Raw genomic sequence first — 21,062 nt, forward strand, 5'->3', positions numbered from 1 at the left:
CCCGCACCGGGCTGTTCGACACCGGGCGCGAGGTGTTCCTGTCCCCGGGCCCCGACGTCCGGGACCGGGCCGCGGCCGAGGCGGTCCGGGCCCTGCCGGGCGTCGCGCTGCCCCCGGCGGACGGCGAGCCGCACCCGGTCGGCCCGGAACTGGTCCGCGCCGGCCGCACCGGGGCCGTTCCGCTGCCGACCCGGACGGTGGTCCCGCTGCTCGCCGCGGGGTGTTCGCGGTGCTGCTGGCCGGGCTGGCGCTCGGCGGACTGCACGCCGGCCCGGCGGCCCGGGCGGCGGTCCTGCTGCTCGTCGCGCCGGTGGGCGCCCTGCTCGCGGCGGTGGTCGTCCACGCACCGCACTGGACGGCCCGCACCGCGCCCCGCACCCCGGCGGCCTGCGCGGCCGGGGCCGTCGGGGCGCCGGTCCTCGCCGCGCTGGCCGCGCTGGTCGGGGCGTCGTCGGCCCGGCTCTGGCCCACCGCCCTGGTCTCGGTCGGCCTGCTGCTGTGCGGCAACGGGCTGCGGCTGCTGCTGCGCGGCCTGACCTGGCAGGCCACCGCCGCCTGGCTGGTCCCGGCGCTGCTGCCGATCGTGCTGGTCGGGCTGCCCGGGTTCGGCTTCTCGCTGCACGCCTTCTACCTGGACGGCTTCGGCCTGAACCGGGAGGACACCCAGATCCCGGCGCTCTGGCAGGTGATCGCCGACGCCAAGGCGCTGGTGGTGGTGGCGGGCCCGCTGGTCGCGGTGTCGCTGCTCGGCTACGCCCGGCACCTGCACGCCTTCCGGACGCTGGGCGGGGTGTCGGTGGCGGCGCTGCTGCTGCTGGTCGCCTTCGCGGGGGCGGTCGGGCTGTACCAGACGCAGGTCGTCGTGCCCGCCGCGCACGCCGCCGACGTCGCCCAGCAGCAGGCCCGGGCGGGCCGCCGGCCCGCGCCGTACTTCGGCATCGCCCGCGCCTGGTCTGCCTGCGCCCGGTGGGCGAGGCCGGCTGGGACGGGGCCGCGCCGGTGGCGGAGCACCCGTACCTGGTGTTCCCGGCCGCCGGGGACTGGGCCGCGCTGTGGGACGTCCGCACGGGCGGGACGCTGAACGTCAAGCGCGAGCAGTACCGGATCACCGACTCGACCGGGCCGGGTTGCTGACCGGCCGGTCCTGGTGCGGCGGTGGAGGCGGGTGGGACACTACTGGTGTCACAGTGGCGGCGAGGGGTGTGGGGCGTTGGCGGACGGGCCGCGGTGGACGGTGGAGGAACTGGCGGACCGGGCCGGGGTGACGGTGCGCACGCTGCGGTTCTACGGCGCCAAGGGGCTGCTGCCGCCGCCGGAGCTGGGGGCGCGCCGGGTGGGCTGGTACGGGGCGGAGCACCTGGGGCGGCTGGAGCTGATCGAGGAGTTGCAGCGGCAGGGGCTGACGCTGGCCGCGATCGAACGCTACCTGGCCCAACTACCCCAGGACATCGGCGAGTTGGACTTGGCGATCCACCGGGCGCTGGTCGCCTCCTGGACCCCGGAGTCGGCCGAGGAGGCCGACCGGGCCCAGGTGGAGCGCCGCACCGGCCGGGCCCTGTCGGACGCGGACCTCGACTCGCTGGCGGCGATGGGCGCCCTGCACCGCACCGCCGACCCGGACGTGTTCAAGGTCGACCCGGGCCTGCTCCCGCTGGGCGTGCGGGTGCTGGACGTGCCGATCCCGCTGGAGACCCTGCTGGCCGCCCGCGCGGTGGTCCGCCTGCACAGCCGGGCCACCGCCCACGACCTGCACCGCCTGTTCCGCGACACCGTCTGGCGCCCGTACCGGGAGAGCGACCCGCCCCCCGGCGAACTGGAACGGATGCGGGAGCTGACCGACCGCATCCAGCCGATGGTGCTGCAGGCCCTGGTGACGGCGTTCCAGCGCTCCCTGGCCGAGGAGCTGGCCCGCCCGGCGGAGTGACCGGGGGCGGGCGGGCGCGAACTCCGTTCGTACGGTGAGAAATTCCGAGCGCGCACACCGCCGGGGCCCCTATGGTGTGCGGCGATCGGGGCCGTCCGGCCCCCGTGGAAAGCGAAACGATCTGTGCCTTCCCTCCCGTCCCGTCCTTCCGGTCCGCGCCGTTCCACCGCGGCCGCGGCCGCCCTCGGCGTGCTGCTGGCCGTCGGCGGGTTGAGCCGGCCCGCCGCCGCGGCCACCGCCGACCTGCCCGTGCCCGAGGTCCGGTCCACCTCGCCGAGCACCGCCTGCGCGGGCGGCACGGTGCTGGGCGACACGTCGGTGACGTTCTCCGCCCGGGTGGACGATCCGGAGGCCGGTTTCCTGGGCTACGAGTTCAAGGTCACCGAGGCCGGTCACGACGGGACGGTCGTCGCCCGGAACGACCCGGCGCAGTTGACCGTCGCGGCCGGTCAGGACGCCCGCTACGTCCTCGCCCGCGAGGTGCTGTCCGCCGCCGCCGACGGCAGGATCACCACCTTCGTGTGGAAGGTCCGCACGGCCGGTGCCGGGCACCACAGCGACTGGGCCACCTGCCGGTTCACCTTCGACCCGACCCGCCAGGGCGCGCCGGTCGTCTCCCCGCCGGCCGACGCCGTGATCGGCAGGCCCGTCACACTCACCGTCGCACCGCCCGCCGACGGCACCGTGCCCGCGGGCTACCGCTTCCAGCTGAACAGCGACCCGTGGACGGACGTGCCCGCCGATGCCGCGGGCCGGGCCTCGTTCACGTTCACCGCTCCGCAGGAGGTGAACAGGCTCACCGTCACCAGCCTCTCGCCGGGCGGGAACCAGGGCGGGGCCGTCGAGGTCGACTTCGTGGCCGCCGCCCCGCCGCCGGACCTGATCACCGGTGACCTGAACGGCGACGGGAAGCCCGACCTGGTCACCGTCGGCGGCCGCTCCGGCCTCGCCTCCGGCATCTGGTCCGCCCCGGGCCGCGGCGACGGACACCTCGGGGCCGCGAGCAACATCGGCGTCCACGGGACGGGCTTCGAGACCGAGCCGACGCCCGGCGACTTCGACGGTGCGGTCGTCCTCACCGGGCGGTTCACCGGCGGCTCCTTCCAGGACGTCCTGGCCTACTGGCCCTCCGGCCCGCGCGCGGGCCTGGCCCTGGTGCTGGCCGGCGACGGCAACGGCGGTCCGCTCCCCGGCGGCGGCGCGCACACCTCCCTCACCGACTGGGACGGCGGCAACTCCCCGACCCAGGTCGTCGAGGCCGGGAACGTCTCCGGGCTCGACCGCGGCACCAGCGACCTGCTCGGCATCGCCCCGGACGGCTCCGGCGGCACGGCCCTCACCCTCTACCCGGCCGGCTGGTCTCCCGGCGCGTTCGGCCTCCCCGTCCGCTCACCGCCGCGACCCCCGACGGCGACCAGAACTGGAACGACTGGACGATCGCCTCCACCGAGCTCCCGGCGCCCGGCGGCACCACCACCGCGCTCTTCCTGTGGAAGAAGTCCACCGGCGACCTCGTCCTGTGGAAGGACCTCGCCGTCGATCCCGGCACCCACGTCCTCGGACACCAGGCGTTCCAGGTCGCCACCGGGTGGAACACCGGCGCCGACCTCACCCTGCAGGCCGCCGACATCGACACGGACGGCACCCCCGACCTCTGGACGCTGGACGGCTCGGGCGGTGTCACCGCGAACCTGGTGACCGGCCTCTCCGCCGACGGCCCGGCCACCGTCACCCGGGTCACCGACACGCCGGCCGGCTGACGCGCCGCGGCGGGCCGGCCGTGCGTACGGCCGGCCCGCCGGACGGGTGTCAGGGGCGGAGGGTCAGTAGCGGCCGCCGCTCTCGGCGAGGGCAACCAGGGAGGCGGGCGGGGTGAAGCGGTCGCCGTAGGCGGCGGCGAGTTCGCGGGCGCGGGCGGTGAAGCCGGCCGGGCCGCCGGGTAGCCGTTGACGTACTGGAGGACGCCGCCGGTCCAGGCGGGGAAGCCGATGCCGAGGATGGAGCCGATGTTGGCGTCGGGGACGGAGGTGAGGACGTTCTCGTCCAGGCAGCGGATCGAGTCGATGGCCTCGGCGAACAGCATCCGCTCCTTCATGTCCTCGAACGGGATCTCCGCGCCGGGCTCGCCCTTGCCGAAGTGCTCGCGCAGGCCGGGCCAGAGCCGGGTGCGGCGGCCGTCGACGTAGTCGTAGAAGCCGGCGCCGCCGCTGCGGCCGGGGCGGCCGAACTCGTCCAGCATCCGGTCCATGACCTCCTCGCCGGGCTGGGTGGTCCAGCTGCCGCCGGCCGCCTCGACGGCGCGGCGGGTCTCGTTGCGGATCTTGCGCGGCAGGGTGAGGGTGAGCTCGTCCAGCAGGGCGAGGACCTTGGCGGGGTAGCCGGCCTGGGCGGCGGCCTGTTCGACGGAGGACGGGTCGAGGCCCTCGCCGATCATCGCGACGCCCTCGTTGAGGAACTGGCCGATGACCCGGGAGGTGAAGAAGCCGCGGGAGTCGTTGACCACGATCGGGGTCTTGCGGATCTGCCGGACCAGGTCGAAGGCGCGGGCCAGCGCCTCGCCGCCGGTCTCCGGGCCGCGGATGATCTCCACCAGCGGCATCTTGTCGACCGGCGAGAAGAAGTGCAGGCCGATGAAGTCGGCGGGCCGGTCGACGCCTTCGGCGAGCAGGCCGATCGGCAGGGTGGAGGTGTTGGAGCAGAGCAGCGCGTCGGGGGCGACCAGGTGCTGGACCTCCTGGAAGACCTTGTGCTTGAGCTCGGGCTGCTCGAAGACCGCCTCGATGACGGTGTCGCAGCCGGCCAGGTCGGCGGCGTCCGCGGTGGGGGTGATCCGGGCCAGGAACGCCTCGCGCTCGTCGGCGGTCATCCGGCCGCGGGCCACCTGCTTGTCCAGCAGGCCCGCGCTGTACGCCTTGCCGCGCTCGGCGGCCTCCGCGCTGACGTCCTTGAGCAGGACGTCCAGGCCGGCCTTGGCGCAGGAGTACGCGATGCCCGCGCCCATCATGCCCGCGCCCAGCACCGCGACCTTCGCCGCCTTCCGGGCGGTCACCGAACTCGGGCGGGAGGCACCGGAGTTGACTGCCTGGAGGTCGAAGAAGAACGCCTGGATCATGTTCTTCGAGGTGGGCCCGCAGGCGAGTTCGGTGAAGTACCGGGCCTCGATCGCGAACGCGGTGTCCACGTCGACCTGGGAGCTCTCCACGGCCGCCGCCAGGATGTTGCGCGGCGCGGGGTAGGGCGCGCCGTTCAGCTGCTTGCGCAGGTTGGCCGGGAAGGCGGGCAGGTTGGCGGCGAAGGCCGGGGTGCTGGGGGTGCCGCCGGGGATCTTGTACCCCTTGGCGTCCCAGGGCTGGAGGCTGGTCGGGTTCGCGGCGATGAACGCGCGCGCCTTGGCGTCCATCTCCTGCGCGTCGGAGGCGAGTTCGTGCACCAGGCCGTGCTCCAGGGCCTGCGCCGGGCGGTACTGCTGGCCCTGGAGCAGCACCTTGAGCAGGGCGTCGGCGACGCCGAGCATCCGCACGGTGCGCACCACTCCGCCGCCGCCGGGCAGCAGGCCGAGGGTGACCTCGGGCAGGCCGATCTTGCTGCCGGGGGCGTCCAGCGCGATCCGGTGGTGGCAGGCCAGCGCGATCTCCAGGCCGCCGCCGAGCGCGGCGCCGTTGATCGCGGCGACCACCGGCCGGCCGAGCGTCTCCAGCCGGCGCAGCGCGCGCTTGATCCGCATCGAGTCGGCGAAGACCTGCTCGGCGTCGGCCGGGCCGACGGCGGAGAGCAGCTTGAGGTCGCCGCCGGCGAAGAAGGTCTTCTTCGCGGAGGTGACGATGACGCCGGCCAGTTCCTCGGTGGCGGCGAGCCGTTCGACGGTGGCTTCGAGCGCGTCGGTGAAGCCGGCGTTCATGGTGTTGGCGGACTGGGCGGGGTCGTCGAGGACGAGGGTGACCACGCCGTCCTGGTCCTGCTCCCAGCGGATGGGGCTGCTCACGTCGGTCATGTCGTTGGAGTCCTTGGGTGAGTACGTGAGGGGACGGGTGGTCAGGCGGTGACGCGTTCGACGACGGTGGCGATGCCCATGCCGCCGCCCACGCACAGCGTGGCCAGGCCGTAGCGCAGGTCGCGGCGCTCCAGCTCGTCGACCAGGGTGCCGATCAGCATCGCGCCGGTCGCGCCGAGCGGGTGGCCGAGGGCGATCGCGCCGCCGTTGACGTTCACCTGGTCGGGCCGGAAGCCGAGTTCGCGCATGAAGCGGAGCGCGACGGCGGCGAACGCCTCGTTGATCTCGACCAGGTCGATGTCGGCGGCGCTCAGCCCGGCCTTGGCGAGCGCCTTGCGGGTGGCGGGGGCCGGGCCGGTGAGCATGATGGTGGGTTCGGAGCCGGAGACCGCGGCGGAGACGATCCGGGCCCGCGGGGTGAGGCCGTACCGCTCGCCGATCTCGCGCGAGCCGATCGCGACCAGCGCGGCGCCGTCCACGATGCCGGAGGAGTTGCCGGCGTGGTGGACGTGGTCGATGGACTCCACCCAGTGGTACTTCTGGAGCGCGACGGCGTCGAAGCCGCCGAGGTCGCCGATGTCCGCGAAGGAGGGCTTGAGCCCGGCCAGCGACTCGACCGTGGTGCCGGGGCGGATGAACTCGTCGCGGCCCAGGACCACCAGCCCGTTGCGGTCCAGCACCGGCACCACCGAGCGGTCGAACAGCCCGTCGGCCTGCGCCTTCGCGGCCCGGGCCTGCGACTCGGCGGCGAACGCGTCCACGTCGGTGCGGGTGAAGCCCTCGACGGTGGCGATCAGGTCGGCGCCGATGCCCTGCGGGACGAAGCCGGTCTCGTACGCGGTCATCGGGTCGGCGAACCAGGCGCCGCCGTCGGAGCCCATCTTCACCCGGGACATCGACTCGACGCCGCCGGCCAGGATCAGGTCCTCCCAGCCCGAACGGACCTTCGCCGCCGCCAGGTTGACGGCCTCCAGGCCGGAAGCGCAGAAGCGGTTCTCCTGCACGCCCGCGACCGTGTCGGGCAGCCCGGCGGCGATCGCCGCGACCCGGGCGATGTCGGAGCCCTGGTCGCCGACCGGGCTGACCACGCCGAGCACGATGTCGTCGATCGCCGCCGGGTCCAGGGACGGGAACCGGCGCCGCAGTTCGTGGATCAGGCCGACCACCAGGTCGATCGGCTTGGTGCCGTGCAGGGAACCGGTCTGCTTGCCGCGTCCGCGCGGGGTGCGGATCGCGTCGTAGACGTACGCTTCGGTGGTCACGGTGGGGATGCCTTTCGGGCGGAGGGGTCGGGCGGGCTTCAGGCGAGCAGCGAGCGGCCGATGATCTCCTTCATGATCTCCGTGGTGCCGCCGTAGATGGTCTGGACGCGCCCGTCGGTGAACGCCCGGGCGACCGCGCTGTCGCTCATGTAGCCGGAACCGCCGTGCAGTTGCAGGCAGCGGTCGGCGGTGCGCTTCTGGAGCTCGGTGGCCCACCACTTGGCCATCGAGGCGTCCACCGGGGTCAGCGCGTACCTGTTGTGCTCGCTCACGCAGCGGTCCACGAAGGCCCGGGTGACGGCGCACTCGGTGGCCAGCTCGGCGATCTCGAACCGGACGTGCTGGAGCTTGGCCAGCGGCCGGCCGAACGCGGTGCGCTGCTTCACGTACGCCGTGGTCTCCTCCAGCAGCTGCTCGGCGGCGGCGATCGCGGCGACCGCGATGGCCAGCCGCTCCTGGGCCAGGTTGCGCATCAGGTACAGGAAGCCCTGGTGCTCCTCGCCGAGCAGGTTGGCCTTCGGGACGCGCACGTCGTGGAAGAACAGCTCGGCGGTGTCCTGGGCCTTCTGGCCGATCTTGTCGAGGTTGCGGCCGCGTTCGAAGCCCGGCATGCCGCGTTCCACCACCAGCAGGCTCAGGCCGTGCGCGCCGCCCTCGGCGGTGGTCTTCGCGACCACCAGGACCAGGTCGGCGAGGATGCCGTTGGAGATGAAGGTCTTCGCGCCGTTGAGCAGGTAGTGGTCGCCCGCGTCCACCGCGGTGGTGCGGATCGCCTGGAGGTCGGAGCCGGTGTCGGGCTCGGTCATCGCGATCGCGGTGATCAGCTCGCCGGAGCAGAAGCCGGGCAGCCAGCGCTCCCGCTGCTCCTCGGTGGCCAGGCCGGTCAGGTACGGGCCGATGATGTCGTTGTGCAGGCCGACGGCCAGGCCGCTGGCCCCGGCCCGGACGAACTCCTCGGCCAGCACGGCGGCGAACCGGAAGTCCGGGCTGCCCCCGCCGCCGTGGCGCTCGTCCACGGCCAGGCCGAGCAGCCCGGCCTTCCCGGCGGCCAGCCAGGCGGAGCGGTCGACGACGCCCTGCCGCTCCCAGCGGGCGTGGTGCGGGACGACCTCCCGGGCCAGGAAGGCCCGGACGGTGGTGCGGAAGTCCTCGTGCTCCTCGGTGTAGAGCTCGCGCTGCACGGACGTTCCCTTCAGGAGTCTTGCGTGGCAGGGGGGTCGAGGCCGGGGACGGCCCAGTCGCGGGCCACCTCGGCGGTGTGCTCGCCGGGCCGGGCGGGCGGGGTGCGCAGCGCGGCGGGGGTGGCGGAGAAGCGCGGGGCGGGGGCGGGCTGGCGGGTGCCGCCGTGCTCGGCATAGCTGCCGCGGGCGGCCAGGTGCGGGTGTTGGGCGGCCTCGCCGAGCGTCAGCACCGGGGCCACGCAGGCGTCGTGGCCCTCGAAGCGGGCGGTCCACTCAGCCTGGGTGCGGGTGGCGAAGCGGGCGGCGAGGGCGGCGCGCAGCTCGGGCCAGCGGGCCGGGTCGTACTGGTCGGGGAGGTCGGCGTCCAGCTCCAGCAGGCGGGCGAACTCGGCGTAGAAGCGCGGCTCCAGCGGACCGACGGCCATCCAGCGGCCGTCGGAGGTCGCGTACGTGCCGTACCAGGGGGCGCCGCCGTCCAGCAGGTTGACGCCGCGGCGGTCCTGCCACAGGCCCGCGTCCAGCAGGCCCCAGAGCATGGTGGACAGGTGCGCGGCGCCGTCCACGATCGCGGCGTCGACCACCTGGCCGGTGCCGGTGGCGCGGGCGTGGTGCAGCGCGGCGAGCAGGCCGACCACCAGGTAGAGCGAGCCGCCCGCGTAGTCGCCCAGCAGGTTCGCCGGGATCGCCGGGGGGCCGTCCGGCGGGCCGATCAGCCCGAGCAGGCCGGAGGTGGCCAGGTAGGTGACGTCGTGCCCGGCGCGCTGCGCCAGCGGGCCGTCCTGCCCCCAGCCGGTCATCCGGCCGTACACCAGCGCCGGGTTGCGGGCCAGGCAGTCCCGCGGGCCGATGCCGAGCCGCTCGGCCACGCCGGGGCGCCAGCCCTCGACCAGCAGATCGGCCCGGGCGGCGAGGTCCAGCACGGTGGCCGGGCCCCCGGCGGACTTCAGGTCGACCAGCACCGAGCGCTTGTTGCGGTTGGTCAGGTCCCGGGCCGGGTCCGGCCCGAGCGTCTGCCCGCCGGGGCGGTCGACCCGCACCACGTCCGCCCCAGGTCGGCGAGCAGCATCGCCGCGAACGGGCCCGGGCCGATGCCCGCGAGCTCCAGCACCCGGACGCCCACCAGGGGGCCGGAGGGGGGTGTCGCGGAGGTGGCGGGGGGTGTTGCGGAGGTCATCGTCGACCGCCTCCCAGGTTTGACAGTGAAGCTGTCACAGTGGCGATGATAGGGACGTGACCGGCCGGTAACAAGAGCCCGGCCCGGCCGCCGCACCCGGCAGTGCGGGATCATGGACGGACCGATCGACCGGGAGGGCCTGAACCCCATGCGTGAACTCGACCTCGACACCGCCGTACTGGACGACCCCGTGGGCCACTCGCTGGGCGGGGCGCACGCGTACCTGGCGCGGCGGTGCGGGGAGGCGGTGCGGTACGACCCCGAGGTGGCGAGCTTCAGCAGCGTCGGGGCCCGGCCCGGCCCGGGGGCCTGGGACGACCTGGTCGGGCTGCTGGGGGCCGGCGAGTTCGCCGACCTGTTCAGCTGCCCGGCCCTGCCGCCCGCCCACTGGGAGCCCGAATTCGTCCTGGAGGGCCACCAGTTGGTGCAGGTGGAGCAGGTCCGTCCGGCGCTGCCCGGCGGCCTGCGGGCGGTCGAACTGGGGGCCGTCGACGTGCCCGAGATGCTCGACCTGGTGGAGCGCACCCGCCCCGGCCCGTTCCGGCCCCGCACCCGCGAACTCGGCACCTACCTGGGCGTCCGCGACCGGGACGGCGCCCTGCTCGCCATGGCCGGCGAACGCCTCCGCCCGCCCGGCTTCACCGAGGTCTCCGCCGTCTGCACCGCCCCGAGGCCCGCGGCCGGGGCCTGGCCGCCCACCTGGTCGGCGAACTCGCCGCCCGGATCACCGCCCGCGGCGAACGCCCCTTCCTGCACGTGGCCGCCGCCAACACCGGCGCACTCGCCCTGTACGGACGGCTCGGCTTCGCCCGCCGCGCCGACGTGGTCTTCCGCGGCTTCCGCACCCCCTGACCGCACCCCTGACCGCACCCGCCGGACCGCCCCCGCCGGACCGTCCCCGCCGGACCGTCCCCGCCCGAGCGCGCCCGTCCGAACGCGCCCGCTCCGACCGGCCGCACCCGCCCCGACCGGTGATCTTTTCCGACCACGGAACCGGCGGGTAGAGTGCGGCGATCTGTCGTGCCCACGGGGGGCACCACCGAAACGAACGTCCGGTGACCGCATGACCGTCTGGACCCGCCCCGCCGCCTGGTGGCGCAGCGCCATCGTCCTGTCCGCGTTCCTGGGGATCTTCCTCAGCAACAGCTCCCTGGTGTACTTCACCATCCAGAGCAACGTGATCGTGCTCGGCTACTTCCTGGCCGCGGTCTACTGGATGGCCCGGCGCGACACCGCCGACGCCCCGGCCCCCCGCCTGCGCGGCGCCGCCGTCCTGTACATCACCATCACCGGCATCGTCGCGCACGTCCTGCTCAACCACGGCGAGAACCCGCTCCCCGGCCTGGTCTCCGGCCCCGACCGGCTCCAGCACTGGTCCAGCTTCTTCCTGCACTACACCACCCCGGTGCTGGTCCTCGCCGAGTGGCTGGTGTTCTCCCCCCGCAACGCCTCCCGCTGGCGCGACCTCCCGCTCTGGCTCTCCTACCCCCTCGGCTACGCCGTCCTCACCGAGACCCGGGCCGTCCTCTTCCCCGACTTCCCGGTCCGCTACCCCTACTTCTTCCTCGACCCCACCGAGAAGGGCTACGCCTGGGTCGGCCTCCAGATGGTCCAACTCGTCGTCGAGTTCGCCGTCCTCGGCGCCCTGGTCATCGGCCTCGACCGCCTCGGCACCAGACTCCGCCGCGAGCCCGCCCCGCACCCGGCACCGACACCGTCTGAGCCCGCGCGGCGGCGCGGTCAGCGGGTCGCGCCCATGCGTTTCGAGACGCGGGCGGCGGTGGCGGCGACGACCGGGCCCAGTTCGCGGGCGCGGGCGGCGGTGATGCGGGAGGTGAGGGCGGAGGTGGAGATGGCACCGATGACGGTGTTGTTGTGGTCGAAGACCGGGGCGGCGATGCAGCGGACCTCGGGTTCGTTCTCGCGGTCGTCGACGGCGTAGCCGCGGGTGCGGATGCGGGTGAGTTCGGTGCGCAGGGCGGCGGCCGAGGTGAGGGTGCGGGTGGTGATGGCGGGGAGGCCGTCGGCGACGACGGTGGCGAAGGCGTCCTCGGGCATCCAGGCGAGCATGGCCTTGCCGACGGCGGTGCAGTACATCGGGGCGCGGCTGCCGATCCGGGAGGCCATCCGGACGGCGGTCTCGTTCTCGACCTTGTCGACGTAGACCACGTACGGGGCGTCGGGGACGCACAGGTGGACGGTGCCGCCGACCTCGCGCATCAGCTGGTGGGCCTCCTCGGAGGCGGCGGTGCGCAGGTCGAGGGTGGCGAGGTACGCCTGGCCGAGCTGGAGGGCGCCGGGGCCGAGCCGGAAGTGGCCGGTGTCGCGATCGCGGGCGAGGAGCTGGGCGTCGACCAGCGGGGCGGCCAGGCGCAGCACGGTGGACTTGGACATCTCCAGGCCGTCGGCGAGCGCGGTGAGGCTGAGGTCGGTGCCGGCCGCCGCGTGGTCCCGGACGTGTTCGAGCACCGCGAGGGCGCGGCGCAGCGACGCGGACTGGTTGCGTTCCGGCCGGCCCTCGGGGGCCCGGTTCTCGGCGGCGGTGCTGGTCATGGGGTGTGACGCTACGGCGCGCCCGGGCGCGGTGCCAGTTCCGCAGCACATCGTTTTGCAGTGCAGAACTTTCGCGCTCTGCTCTTGTCGCCGTGCCCGGCGAGTTTCTAACGTCCCGCTCACACCGATCCCCCACTGCATGTCCCGGTTCGTCCCGGGACGCGCAGGTGCGTCCCGCTGCGGCGAGGAGATGAGTTGAGCATGAAGAAGCTGGCCCGTGGTGCCGCCCTTGCCCTGCTGGCCGGCACCGTGGCCACGGCCTGTGCGCCGGGCACCGCGAAGACCGCGTCCTCGGAGGACGAGCAGACCGGCACCGTGAAGGTCTGGCTGTACGACGAGGCGAACCGGGCGCCGAAGGAGCAGGTGGTGGCGCAGGCCGTCGCCGACTTCAAGGCGAAGCACGCGGGCGTCGAGGTCGAGGTCTCGTACATCCCGACCGACGCCGGTCCGCGCGCCGAGAAGATGAAGGGCGCGTTCAACGACCCGTCCTCGGCGCCGGACGTGGTGGAGTTCGGCAACACCGACCTGTTCGGCTACACCGCCTCGGGCGGCCTCGCCGACATCACCTCCGACCTGGCGGACTGGGCCGAGGGCAAGGACCTGCCGCAGGACCTGAAGGACACCGCGGTGGTCGACGGCAAGACGTACGGCCTGCCCTGGTGGCTGGGCGTGCGGGCGCTGTACTACCGCACCGACGTGTTCACCGAGCTGGGCCTGTCGGCGCCGACCACGTACGACGAGCTGAAGTCGGCGGCGGAGAAGGTCCGGGCCGCGCACGGCGACCTGCTGGGCATCGCGGTCGGCGGCAAGTACACCTTCGGCGCACTGCCGTTCGTGTGGGCCAACGGCGGCGACCTGGCGGCGCGGAGCGGCTCGGCGTACGCCTCGGCGATCGACTCGGCGCAGTCGCAGGCCGGCGTGAAGCAGTACACCGACCTGTTCACGGACGCGATCTGCCCGGCCCAGCAGTGCGCCGACCTGACCGGCGGCAAGACCGTCGAGGCGTTCGCGGCGGGCAAGGCCGGCATGGCGATCCTGCCGAACTCCTCGCGCAGCGCGGTGGAGGCGGGCGCGGCGGCCGGCAAGTACGCGATCGTGCCGCTGCCGGGCACCACGGCCGGGAAGATCGCCCCGGCGTTCTCCGGCGGCAACGACCTGGGCGTCATGAAGTCCACCCGGCACCGTTCGCTGGCGGTCGACTTCATGAAGGAACTGGCCTCCGAGAAGAACCAGTTGGCGCTGTTCGACGCGATGGGCAACCTGCCGACGCTGTCCTCCGCGCGCGCCGAGGTGGTGCAGAAGCAGCCGTGGCTCAAGCCGTTCACCGACACCATCGAGGCGGGCACCAAGTTCGTCCCGAAGGACGCCGCCTGGGCCCGGATCGACGCCCAGAACGTGGTGCCGACCATGCTGCAGAAGGTCATCACCGGCAAGTCCGACGTGGCCGCCGCCACCAAGGAGGCCGCCGCCGCGATGAACACCTCGTTCAGCGGCAAGTAGCCGTCGGCCCGCAGAGGAACCGGAAGTCGTCGATGCCTGCCACGACCGTCACCGCCCGGGCGGACCACGGGGACCCCACCCCGCTCCGCCCGGCGGGCGGCGCCCCCGCCGGGGCCCGCCGCCGCCCCGGGCCACTGGCCCGGATACCCGTCCCGCTCTGGCTGCTGCTGCCGGCCGCCCTGGTGCTGATCCCGCTGTTCGGCTACCCGCTGTACCAGCTGGGCCTGCTCTCGGTGCTCAAGTTCGGCCAACCGCAGGCCTCCGGCGGGGTGCCGACCGAGTTCGTCGGGCTCTCCAACTACGCCGACGTGCTGGGCGACGCGCAGTTCTGGTCGGTGCTCGCCCAGACCCTGGCGTTCGCCGCGTTCTGTGTCCTGGCCACCCTGGTAGTCGGCGCGACCTGCGCGGTGCTGCTGACCCGGGTCGGCCGGTGGCCCCGGCTGATGCTGATGTTCGGCGCCCTGGGCGCCTGGGCCGCCCCCGCGATGACCGGCTCCACGGTGTGGATGTTCCTGCTGGACACCAACTCCGGCCTGGTCAACGAGGTTCTCGGCACCCAGGGCCACAACTGGATGTACGACAAGTGGTCGGCCTTCGCCATGGTCGCCGTGGTCGTGGTCTGGCACAGCTTCCCGTTCGTGATGATCACCCTCTACGCGGGCATCCAGGCCATCCCGGACTCCGTCCTGGAGGCCGCCCGCCTGGACGGCGCCGGCACCACCACGGTCTTCCGCAAGATCATGCTGCCGATGCTGCGCCCGCTGCTGGTGATCGTGGTGATCCAGTCGATCATCTGGGACTTCAAGGTCTTCACCCAGATCTACGTGATGACCGGCGGCGGCGGCATCGCCGGCCAGAACCTGGTCCTCAACGTCTACGCCTACCAGAAGGCCTTCGTCGCGGAGAACTACAGCCTCGGCGCGGCCATCGGCGTCCTGATGACCCTCATCCTGCTGGCCGTCACCGCCGTCTACGTCCGCGGCCTGCGCCGCTCCGGGGAGGAACTGTGACCGGCAAGCCCCTCTCGATCGGGCGCCGCGACAACCGGGTGCTGCGGCAGGGCGCCAACACGGCCGCCGTGGTGCTCGCCCTGCTGACGGTCTTCCCGCTGTACTGGATGGTGCTGTCGGCGTTGAAGCCGAAGGGCGAGATCACCTCGGCGCACCCGCGGCCGTGGACGTTCGCGCCGACGCTGGAGAACTTCCGCAACGCGCTGGGGGTGTCCGGGTTCGGGCGGTACTTCGCGAACAGCATGCTGGTGGCGGTGGTCGTGGTGGTGGTGTCCGCCGCGGTCGCCTTCCTGGCGGCGGTGGCGCTGTCCCGGTTCAGGTTCCGGTTCCGGACCACGATCCTGATCATGTTCCTGGTGGCGCAGATGGTGCCGGTGGAGGCGCTGACCATCCCGCTGTTCTTCCTGGTGCGCGACATCGGCTCGGTCGCGCCGGGCTTCGGCCTCTCCTCGCTGGGCTCGCTGATGCTGGTGAACCTGGCGTTCTCGCTGCCGTTCGCGGTGTGGATGCTGCGCGGTTTCGTCGCCGCGGTGCCCGAGTCGCTGGAGGAGGCGGCCCGGATCGACGGTGCGAGCCGGTTCACCATCCTGTGGCGAATCCTGTTCCCGCTGGTCGCCCCCGGGCTGGCGGCGACCAGCGTGTTCTCCTTCATCACCGCCTGGAACGACTTCGTGTTCGCCAAGACACTGATCCTGGACACCGACCACCAGACGCTGCCGGCCGCGCTGATGGTGTTCTTCAAGCCGGACGAGAACGACTGGGGCGGCATCATGGCCGCCTCGACCCTGATGACCGTCCCGGTGCTGGTCTTCTTCGTGCTGGTCCAGCGGCACATGGTGTCCGGGCTGGGCGGCGCGGTGAAGGACTGATCCGCTCCGACCGGTCGGCGGCCCGGGCGGCTCAGTCCGCCGCCCGGGCCGCCCAGGCGGCGAACGCCTCGTGGAAGCCGGGGAAGGTCTTGCGCACGCACCCCGGGTCGTCGAAGGTCGTGCCCGGGGTGCGCAGCCCGGCGACGGCGAAGGACATCACGATCCGGTGGTCGCCGCGGGTGGCGATCTCGACCGGCTTCGGGGTGCCGGGGCGGATCTCGATCCAGTCCCGGCCGGTGGCGACCTCGACGCCCTGGCGGCGCAGGTTCTCCGCGCAGGCGTCGAGGCGGTCGCACTCCTTGATCCGGGTGTTGTAGACGTCCTCGATCCGGATCGGGCCGGAGGCGAACGGGGCGATGGCGGCCAGCGTCGGCATGGTGTCGGAGATGTCCCGCATGTGGACGGTGCCGCCGGTGAGGGTCCCGCCGGTGACGGTGGTGGCGTCCGCCCCGATCTCGACCTTCGCGCCGAGCCGTTCCAGCACCTCGACGAAGCGCAGGTCGCCCTGGAGCGCGTCGCGGCCCAGGCCGGGGACGGTCACCTCGCGGCCGGTCAGCGCGGCGGCGGCGAAGAAGTACGAGGCGGTGGAGGCGTCCGGCTCGACCGGGTACCGGGCGGCGGTGTAGCCGCCCGGCGGCACCTCGAACACGTTCCCCGCGCGGGCCACCTCGACGCCGAAGCCGCGCATCATCGCCAGGGTGATCTCGACGTACGGCGCGGAGACCAGGTCGGTGACCCGGATGCGCAGGCCGGTGCGGGTGAGCGGGCCGAGCAGCAGCAGGGCCGTCAGGTACTGCGAGGACAGCCCGGCGTCGAGCACCACCTCGCCGCCCTCGACGCCCGCCGCCCGGACGCTCAGCGGGTGGTGGCCCTCGGCGCCGTGGTGCTCCAGGTCGACGCCGAGGTCGCGCAGCGCGGTGGTGAGCGGGCCGAGCGGGCGGCGGCGCATCTGCTCGGACGCGTCGAAGTGGAAGGTGCCGTGCCCGGCGGCGGCCAGCGTCGGCAGGAAGCGCGCGGTGGTCGCGCCGTCCCGGCAGAACACCGTCGCCCCGTCGGCCGCCGGCCCCTGCGGGCACCCGGTGATCCGCCACTCCCGCTCGTCGCGCTCCACCCGGTACCCGAGCGCGCGGAGCCCCTCGGCGAACCCCTCGGTGTCGTCGGACACCAGCGGCCGCACCAGGGTGGTCACCCCGTCCGCCGCCGCGGCCAGGAACAGCGCACGCGCCGTGACCGACTTCGAACCGGGGATCTCGACCAGCGCCACGGCGCACACTCCAGCGGGGCAACGACAACAGGACCGCCCCCGATCCTGCCCTCCCGTCCACCGACCGGGCCGACTCGTCCCACGGTGCGGACACCCCCGGCCGGTCAGCAGACGGCGGACGGCGGACGGGACGGCGACGGTGGGCGGACCGGGGCGGCGGGCGGGACGGGAGGGCGACGGCGGACGGGACGGCGGCGGGTCAGCGCGGGTCGGTCGGGCGCAGCTCACCCCCGTCCCACTCCAGCCAGCGGGTGATGCCGATCTCCCGGAGGAAGGGGTGGTCGTGGCTGGCGACGAGCAGGGCGCCGCGGTAGCCGGACAGGGCCTGGGTGAGCTGGCGGACGCTGGCCAGGTCGAGGTTGTTGGTGGGCTCGTCGAGCAGCAGGAGCTGCGGGGGCGGGTCGGCGAGCAGCAGGGCGGCGAGGGTGGCGCGGAAGCGCTCGCCGCCGGAGAGGGTGCCGGCCGGCTGGTCGGCGCGGGCGCCGCGGAACAGGAAGCGGGCCAGCCGGGCCCGGACCTCGTTGTCGGTGGCGGCGGGGGCGTGCGCCCTGACGTTCCGGAAGACGGTCTCCCGGTCGTCCAGCACGTCCAACCGCTGCGGGAGGTGGCGCAGTTGGACCGGGGTGGTGACCATACCCTCGGCGGGGGCGAGTTCACCGGCGACGGTGCGCAGCAGCGTGCTCTTGCCGGAGCCGTTGTGGCCGATCAGGGCGATCCGCTCGGGGCCGCGCAGCTCCAGGTCGATCCGGCCGCGGCCGCCGTGGGCCAGCCGGACGCCCTCCAGGGTGAGGACGGTGCGCCCGGCCGGGACGGCGGTGCGGGGCAGGTCGATCCGGATCTCGGCGTCGTCCCGGACCGCCTCCTCGGCGGTGGCCAGCCGCTCCTTGGCCTCGTTGAGCCGCTCGGTGTGCATGCCGCGCAGGCGGCCGGCGGTCTCCTCGCCCTTGCCCTGGAGCTTGTCGGCCAGCGCCTTGGGGTCGTTGCGCCGCACCGAGCGCTGCTTGCCGTAGGCGGCGGACTTGGCGAGCCGCTGGGTGGCCTCGACCAGATCCCGCCGCTGCCGCTTGACGTCGGCCTCGGCGTTGCGGACCAGGCGCTCGGCGGCCTCCTGCTCGGTCTCCAGCGCCTCCTGGTAGGCGCTGAAGTTGCCCCCGTACCAGGTGACTTCGCCGTCCCGCAGGTCGGCGATCTGGTCGACCCGCTCCAGCAGCTCGCGGTCGTGGCTGACCAGCAGCAGCACGCCGGGGAAGGCGGCCACCGCGTCGTACAGCCGGGCCCGGGCCCGGGCGTCCAGGTTGTTGGTGGGCTCGTCGAGCAGCAGGACGTCGGGGCGGCGCAGCAGCAGGGCGGCGAGGTGCAGCAGGACGGCCTGGCCGCCGGAGAGCTCGCCGCTGGTGCGGTCGAGGTCGAGCCCGGCGAGGCCGAGGCGGTCGAGGGTGGCGCGGGCGCGCTCCTCGACGTCCCAGTCGTCGCCGATGGCGGTGAAGTGGCGCTCGGCCACGTCTCCGGACTCGATGGCGTGCAGGGCCTCGCGCTTGGCCCGGATGCCGAGCGTCTCGTCGACCCGCTGCCCGGCGACGACCGTCAGGTCCTGCGGCAGGTAGGCGAGTTCGCCCGCGACCCGGACGGTGCCGGCGGCGGGGGCGAGCTCCCCGGCGATCAGCCGCAGCAGCGTGGACTTGCCGGCCCCGTTGAGGCCGACCAGCCCGGTGCGGCCGGGGCCGACGGCGAGGTGGAAACCGCTCAGCACCGGGCGGCCGTCGGGCCACTCGAAGCCGAGGTCGGTGCAGAGGATCGAGGTGGTGGGTTGCGCCATGAGGGCCTCCTGGAGGTTGCCGTGGGAAGGGGAGCAACACGGGAGACACCGGGGACGCGGGTGCGAGGAGGTCCGGCGCGGGGAAACGGCCGGCCGTCACGGGAAACGGGGAACCCGCACGGGAGCAGTGGATCGCCGCCCTGCCGAGGTCGCACGCGCGCCCGCACGCCGATCGACCCGGGAAGGACACGGGTGTGGCGTGGCGCGGTGTCTCATGACCTCAGACGAGCAACGGCCTTCTCCAGACGTGCGGGAATGTGACGCCTCCGAGGGTACGGACCCCCGCGCACCCGCCGCAACGGAATTAAGTCCCGGGCCCCGGGTCCCCGCCTCCCCCGGGTGTCGGTGGCGGCTGCCAGGATGGGCGCCATGGAACGAGTCCTCGGCATCGGCGGGTACTTCCTGCGCGCCACCGACCCGGCGGCGCTGACCGCCTGGTACCGCGACGTCCTGGGCCTGCCCGCCGACGGGCACGGCCGGTGGGAGCAGGCCCCGGGCCCGACGGTGTTCGCCGCCTTCGAGTCCGGCACCGACTACTTCGGCTCCCCCGCGCAGCAGGTGATGCTGAACGTCCGGGTCCGCGACCTGGACGCGATGCTGGCCCAACTGCGCGCCGCGGGCGCGGCGGTGGCCGGGGAGGTGCAGGAGATGCCGGGCGTCGGCCGGTTCGGCTGGGTGACCGACCCGGAGGGCAACCGGATCGAGCTCTGGCAGCCCGCCTGAGCCGGGGCGGGCCGGCCGGTGCGTCGGGCCCCGCCGGGCCGCCGGGGTCGGTGGGTGCGGCCGTGCCGGCCGGCGGCCCGGCGGCGGCGGAAGAGCACCAGGAGGGCGGTGCCTCCCGCGAGGGCGGCCGCCCGCCACCGCGCTGCGGGAGCTCGCCGAGGAGGCCCGGCTCCGGCCCGCCGAGGCACTGCGGCCGCTGACGGCGGGCCACCGGTCGGCGGCCGGCGGGTGACCGCCGGTCATCGGCTTCGCCTTCGCGGCCGAACCGGTCCCGGCCGGAGCGCCGGTGCGACCGAGTGCCGAGCACGACACGTTCGCGTGGCGGGCCCGGAAGCAGTGGCTGTCGTTCCTTCAGGTCGAGCAGCGGACGTGGTTCGCCTCGCTCCGCACCGCTCACCGGAAGGAACGCACGGTCATGCCGGTCGACGGCCGGGACGCCGCAGGTGCCGCAGGTGCCGCCGCCCGTGAGGCCGGAGAGCTGACGCACCGTCCGGAACGGGCCGTGCGGTACGGCACCGCACCGGGCCTCCGGCGGAGGAGGGCCGGGTGCGGCACCGTGTCGGGTGGTGGTCAGCCGGTGACGGCGACGGGGGCGTCCCGGGCGTTGCGGTCGACGGTCAGGGTGACGCCGCCGTAGGTCTCCTTCTGGTTGACCTGGTACTGGTGGGCGCGGCGGTGTCCGCCGAACAGGCCGCCGCTGTAGGGGAAGCTGCCGGTGGTGTCGGCGGCGCCGTCGTACTTGGCGTACCACAGGGCTTCGGGCAGGTCGGCGGCGCCGGCCTCGGCGGCCCTGGCGATGCCGGCGGCGCTGGAGGAGGCGAAGCCGTAGAAACCGGGCCGGTAGGAGCGCGCCTTGACCGCCCGGTCGAAGGACTGGGTGTAGGCGAGGACCGCGTCCGCGCAGGCCGTGTCGGCGGTGTTGTAGGCCTCCACGTCCAGGTAGAGCGTGCTGCCGGCGCGCATGCCCAGCGCCGACGCCTTGGCCACCGCGTCCGCGCCGTCCGCCGCGCCGAGCGAGACGGCCGTGTCGGCGGTGATCTTCTCGGGGCTGGAGCCGGTCTGGCACGGCGGCTGCGCGCCGACGTACAGCGGCACCAGCTTCCAGCCCGAGCCGGCCACCGCGCCCACCCAGGACGCGGTCAGCTGCGGCTGCGCGCAGCCGCGGTTCTTGCCGCCGACGTAGACGGCGATCGCCCCGTAGGGAGAGGTGCCGCGCCAGGCGTTCATGGTGGCCAGCGGCGGGGCGGTGCAGGTGTCGAAGGCCAGGCCGGTGAACACGCTCCCGCTGGACGTCCCGGCCGGTGCGCCGCCCGCCGCGGCGGCGGGCTTGGAGGCGCCGGGCGCCGAGGCCGAGGCGGCGGCCGAACCGGACGGTGTCGCGGACCCGGACGCCGAAACCAAGGGCGAGGCCGAGGCAGACACGGAGCCGGAGGCGGACGCCGAAGCCGAGGCCGAGGGCGAGGCGGAGGCGGAGAGGCTGTCGGTCGCCGACGGCGAGGCCGCCTGCACTGCGCCGACCGCCTCGCCGGCCACCGCGCCGTGCGGACCGTCGGCTGGCTTCGCGCACGCACTGAGTGCCAGGGCGGCAGCGGCGGTCAGGCAGGCGGCGGACAGCACGGTGCTGCGCCCCTTGTTGAAGGGGGTGTTCGGCACGGGAATTCCTCATGGGCGGAGTGTCCGCGGGGGCGCGGAGAGCGACTGCCGGTATGCATATCACCCCGGGAGGGGTTCGTTCCAGCCGGCTTGAGGCGAAGCGGTGACCTTTGTCCGGGTATATCCGTTCTTTGGGTCGCCC

Annotated in this window: 13 protein-coding genes and 5 pseudogenes; 10 read left to right on the plus strand and 8 right to left on the minus strand. The window is 74.1% G+C overall.

All coding sequences use genetic code 11. The annotated features are described in order from the left end of the window. The first annotated feature begins 220 nt into the window (after positions 1-220). The 3 genes from QMQ26_RS08785 to QMQ26_RS08795 all read left to right on the plus strand — a co-directional run bounded on the left by QMQ26_RS08785 (position 221) and on the right by QMQ26_RS08795 (position 3,622). Positions 221-1,081, plus strand: a complete 861-nt coding sequence (locus QMQ26_RS08785; protein WP_282205326.1) for a hypothetical protein — start codon at positions 221-223, stop codon at positions 1,079-1,081. 129 nt (positions 1,082-1,210) lie between these two features. Then, complete coding sequence (locus tag QMQ26_RS08790) at positions 1,211-1,924, plus strand: MerR family transcriptional regulator (protein WP_282205327.1); 714 nt, start codon at positions 1,211-1,213, stop codon at positions 1,922-1,924. Positions 1,925-2,047: 123 nt separating this feature from the next. Beyond that, positions 2,048-3,622 (plus strand): FG-GAP repeat domain-containing protein, encoded by a 1,575-nt coding sequence (locus QMQ26_RS08795; protein ID WP_282205328.1) that lies wholly within the window; start codon positions 2,048-2,050, stop codon positions 3,620-3,622. Between the two features lie 125 nt (positions 3,623-3,747). Here QMQ26_RS08795 and QMQ26_RS08800 read toward each other — a convergent pair. The 4 genes and pseudogenes from QMQ26_RS08800 to QMQ26_RS08815 all read right to left on the minus strand — a co-directional run bounded on the left by QMQ26_RS08800 (position 3,748) and on the right by QMQ26_RS08815 (position 9,532). After that, a pseudogene (locus QMQ26_RS08800) lies at positions 3,748-5,915 on the minus strand (3-hydroxyacyl-CoA dehydrogenase NAD-binding domain-containing protein). 41 nt (positions 5,916-5,956) lie between these two features. Next, positions 5,957-7,177 (minus strand): acetyl-CoA C-acetyltransferase, encoded by a 1,221-nt coding sequence (locus tag QMQ26_RS08805; protein ID WP_100835613.1) that lies wholly within the window; start codon positions 7,175-7,177, stop codon positions 5,957-5,959. A 38-nt stretch (positions 7,178-7,215) separates the two neighbouring features. Next, on the minus strand, positions 7,216-8,358 hold the full coding sequence (locus QMQ26_RS08810; RefSeq protein WP_282205329.1) for an acyl-CoA dehydrogenase family protein: 1,143 nt from the start codon (positions 8,356-8,358) through the stop codon (positions 7,216-7,218). Between the two features lie 11 nt (positions 8,359-8,369). Then, positions 8,370-9,532 (minus strand): annotated as a pseudogene (locus QMQ26_RS08815) (CaiB/BaiF CoA transferase family protein). Between the two features lie 148 nt (positions 9,533-9,680). Here QMQ26_RS08815 and QMQ26_RS08820 point away from each other — a divergent pair. Both QMQ26_RS08820 and QMQ26_RS08825 read left to right on the plus strand, forming a co-directional pair. After that, positions 9,681-10,384: pseudogene (locus QMQ26_RS08820) on the plus strand (GNAT family N-acetyltransferase). 211 nt (positions 10,385-10,595) lie between these two features. After that, positions 10,596-11,138 (plus strand): annotated as a pseudogene (locus tag QMQ26_RS08825) (Pr6Pr family membrane protein); the annotation flags it as partial. A gap of 134 nt (positions 11,139-11,272) precedes the next feature. On the opposite strand, the gene QMQ26_RS08830 reads toward QMQ26_RS08825, so the two are convergent. Further along, positions 11,273-12,085 (minus strand): IclR family transcriptional regulator, encoded by an 813-nt coding sequence (locus tag QMQ26_RS08830; RefSeq protein WP_100835617.1) that lies wholly within the window; start codon positions 12,083-12,085, stop codon positions 11,273-11,275. A 201-nt stretch (positions 12,086-12,286) separates the two neighbouring features. Between QMQ26_RS08830 and QMQ26_RS08835 the strand changes: the two genes are divergently transcribed. Genes QMQ26_RS08835 through QMQ26_RS08845 form a run of 3 tightly spaced genes read left to right on the plus strand, consistent with a single transcriptional unit; the run spans position 12,287 to position 15,464 of the window. Next, complete coding sequence (locus QMQ26_RS08835) at positions 12,287-13,585, plus strand: sugar ABC transporter substrate-binding protein (RefSeq protein ID WP_282206469.1); 1,299 nt, start codon at positions 12,287-12,289, stop codon at positions 13,583-13,585. A gap of 32 nt (positions 13,586-13,617) precedes the next feature. Then, positions 13,618-14,595, plus strand: coding sequence for a carbohydrate ABC transporter permease (locus QMQ26_RS08840; RefSeq protein WP_100835619.1), 978 nt, complete (start codon positions 13,618-13,620; stop codon positions 14,593-14,595). Then, entirely contained in the window at positions 14,592-15,464 is an 873-nt protein-coding gene (locus QMQ26_RS08845; RefSeq protein ID WP_404814098.1) for a carbohydrate ABC transporter permease, read from the plus strand. Before QMQ26_RS08840 ends, QMQ26_RS08845 begins: the two co-directional genes overlap by 4 nt. 31 nt (positions 15,465-15,495) lie before the next feature. Here the strand turns inward: QMQ26_RS08845 and aroA are convergent, their stop codons facing one another. Beyond that, positions 15,496-16,728, minus strand: coding sequence for a 3-phosphoshikimate 1-carboxyvinyltransferase (gene aroA / locus QMQ26_RS08850; protein ID WP_282205330.1), 1,233 nt, complete (start codon positions 16,726-16,728; stop codon positions 15,496-15,498). 199 nt (positions 16,729-16,927) lie between these two features. Beyond that, complete coding sequence (locus tag QMQ26_RS08855) at positions 16,928-18,544, minus strand: ABC-F family ATP-binding cassette domain-containing protein (RefSeq protein WP_100835622.1); 1,617 nt, start codon at positions 18,542-18,544, stop codon at positions 16,928-16,930. A gap of 369 nt (positions 18,545-18,913) precedes the next feature. On the opposite strand from QMQ26_RS08855, the gene QMQ26_RS08860 reads away from it, so the two are divergent. Beyond that, entirely contained in the window at positions 18,914-19,267 is a 354-nt protein-coding gene (locus QMQ26_RS08860; protein WP_100835623.1) for a VOC family protein, read from the plus strand. A gap of 130 nt (positions 19,268-19,397) precedes the next feature. After that, positions 19,398-19,499 (plus strand): annotated as a pseudogene (locus QMQ26_RS38220) (hypothetical protein); the annotation flags it as partial. A gap of 338 nt (positions 19,500-19,837) precedes the next feature. On the opposite strand, the gene QMQ26_RS08865 reads toward QMQ26_RS38220, so the two are convergent. Next, positions 19,838-20,920 carry a glycoside hydrolase domain-containing protein gene (locus tag QMQ26_RS08865; RefSeq protein WP_404814099.1) on the minus strand — a complete coding sequence of 361 codons (1,083 nt, stop codon included), beginning with the start codon at positions 20,918-20,920 and terminating at the stop codon, positions 19,838-19,840. Between the last annotated feature and the right edge of the window lie 142 nt (positions 20,921-21,062).

This window comes from Kitasatospora fiedleri (assembly GCF_948472415.1).
GTDB classification, from domain to species: domain Bacteria; phylum Actinomycetota; class Actinomycetes; order Streptomycetales; family Streptomycetaceae; genus Kitasatospora; species Kitasatospora fiedleri.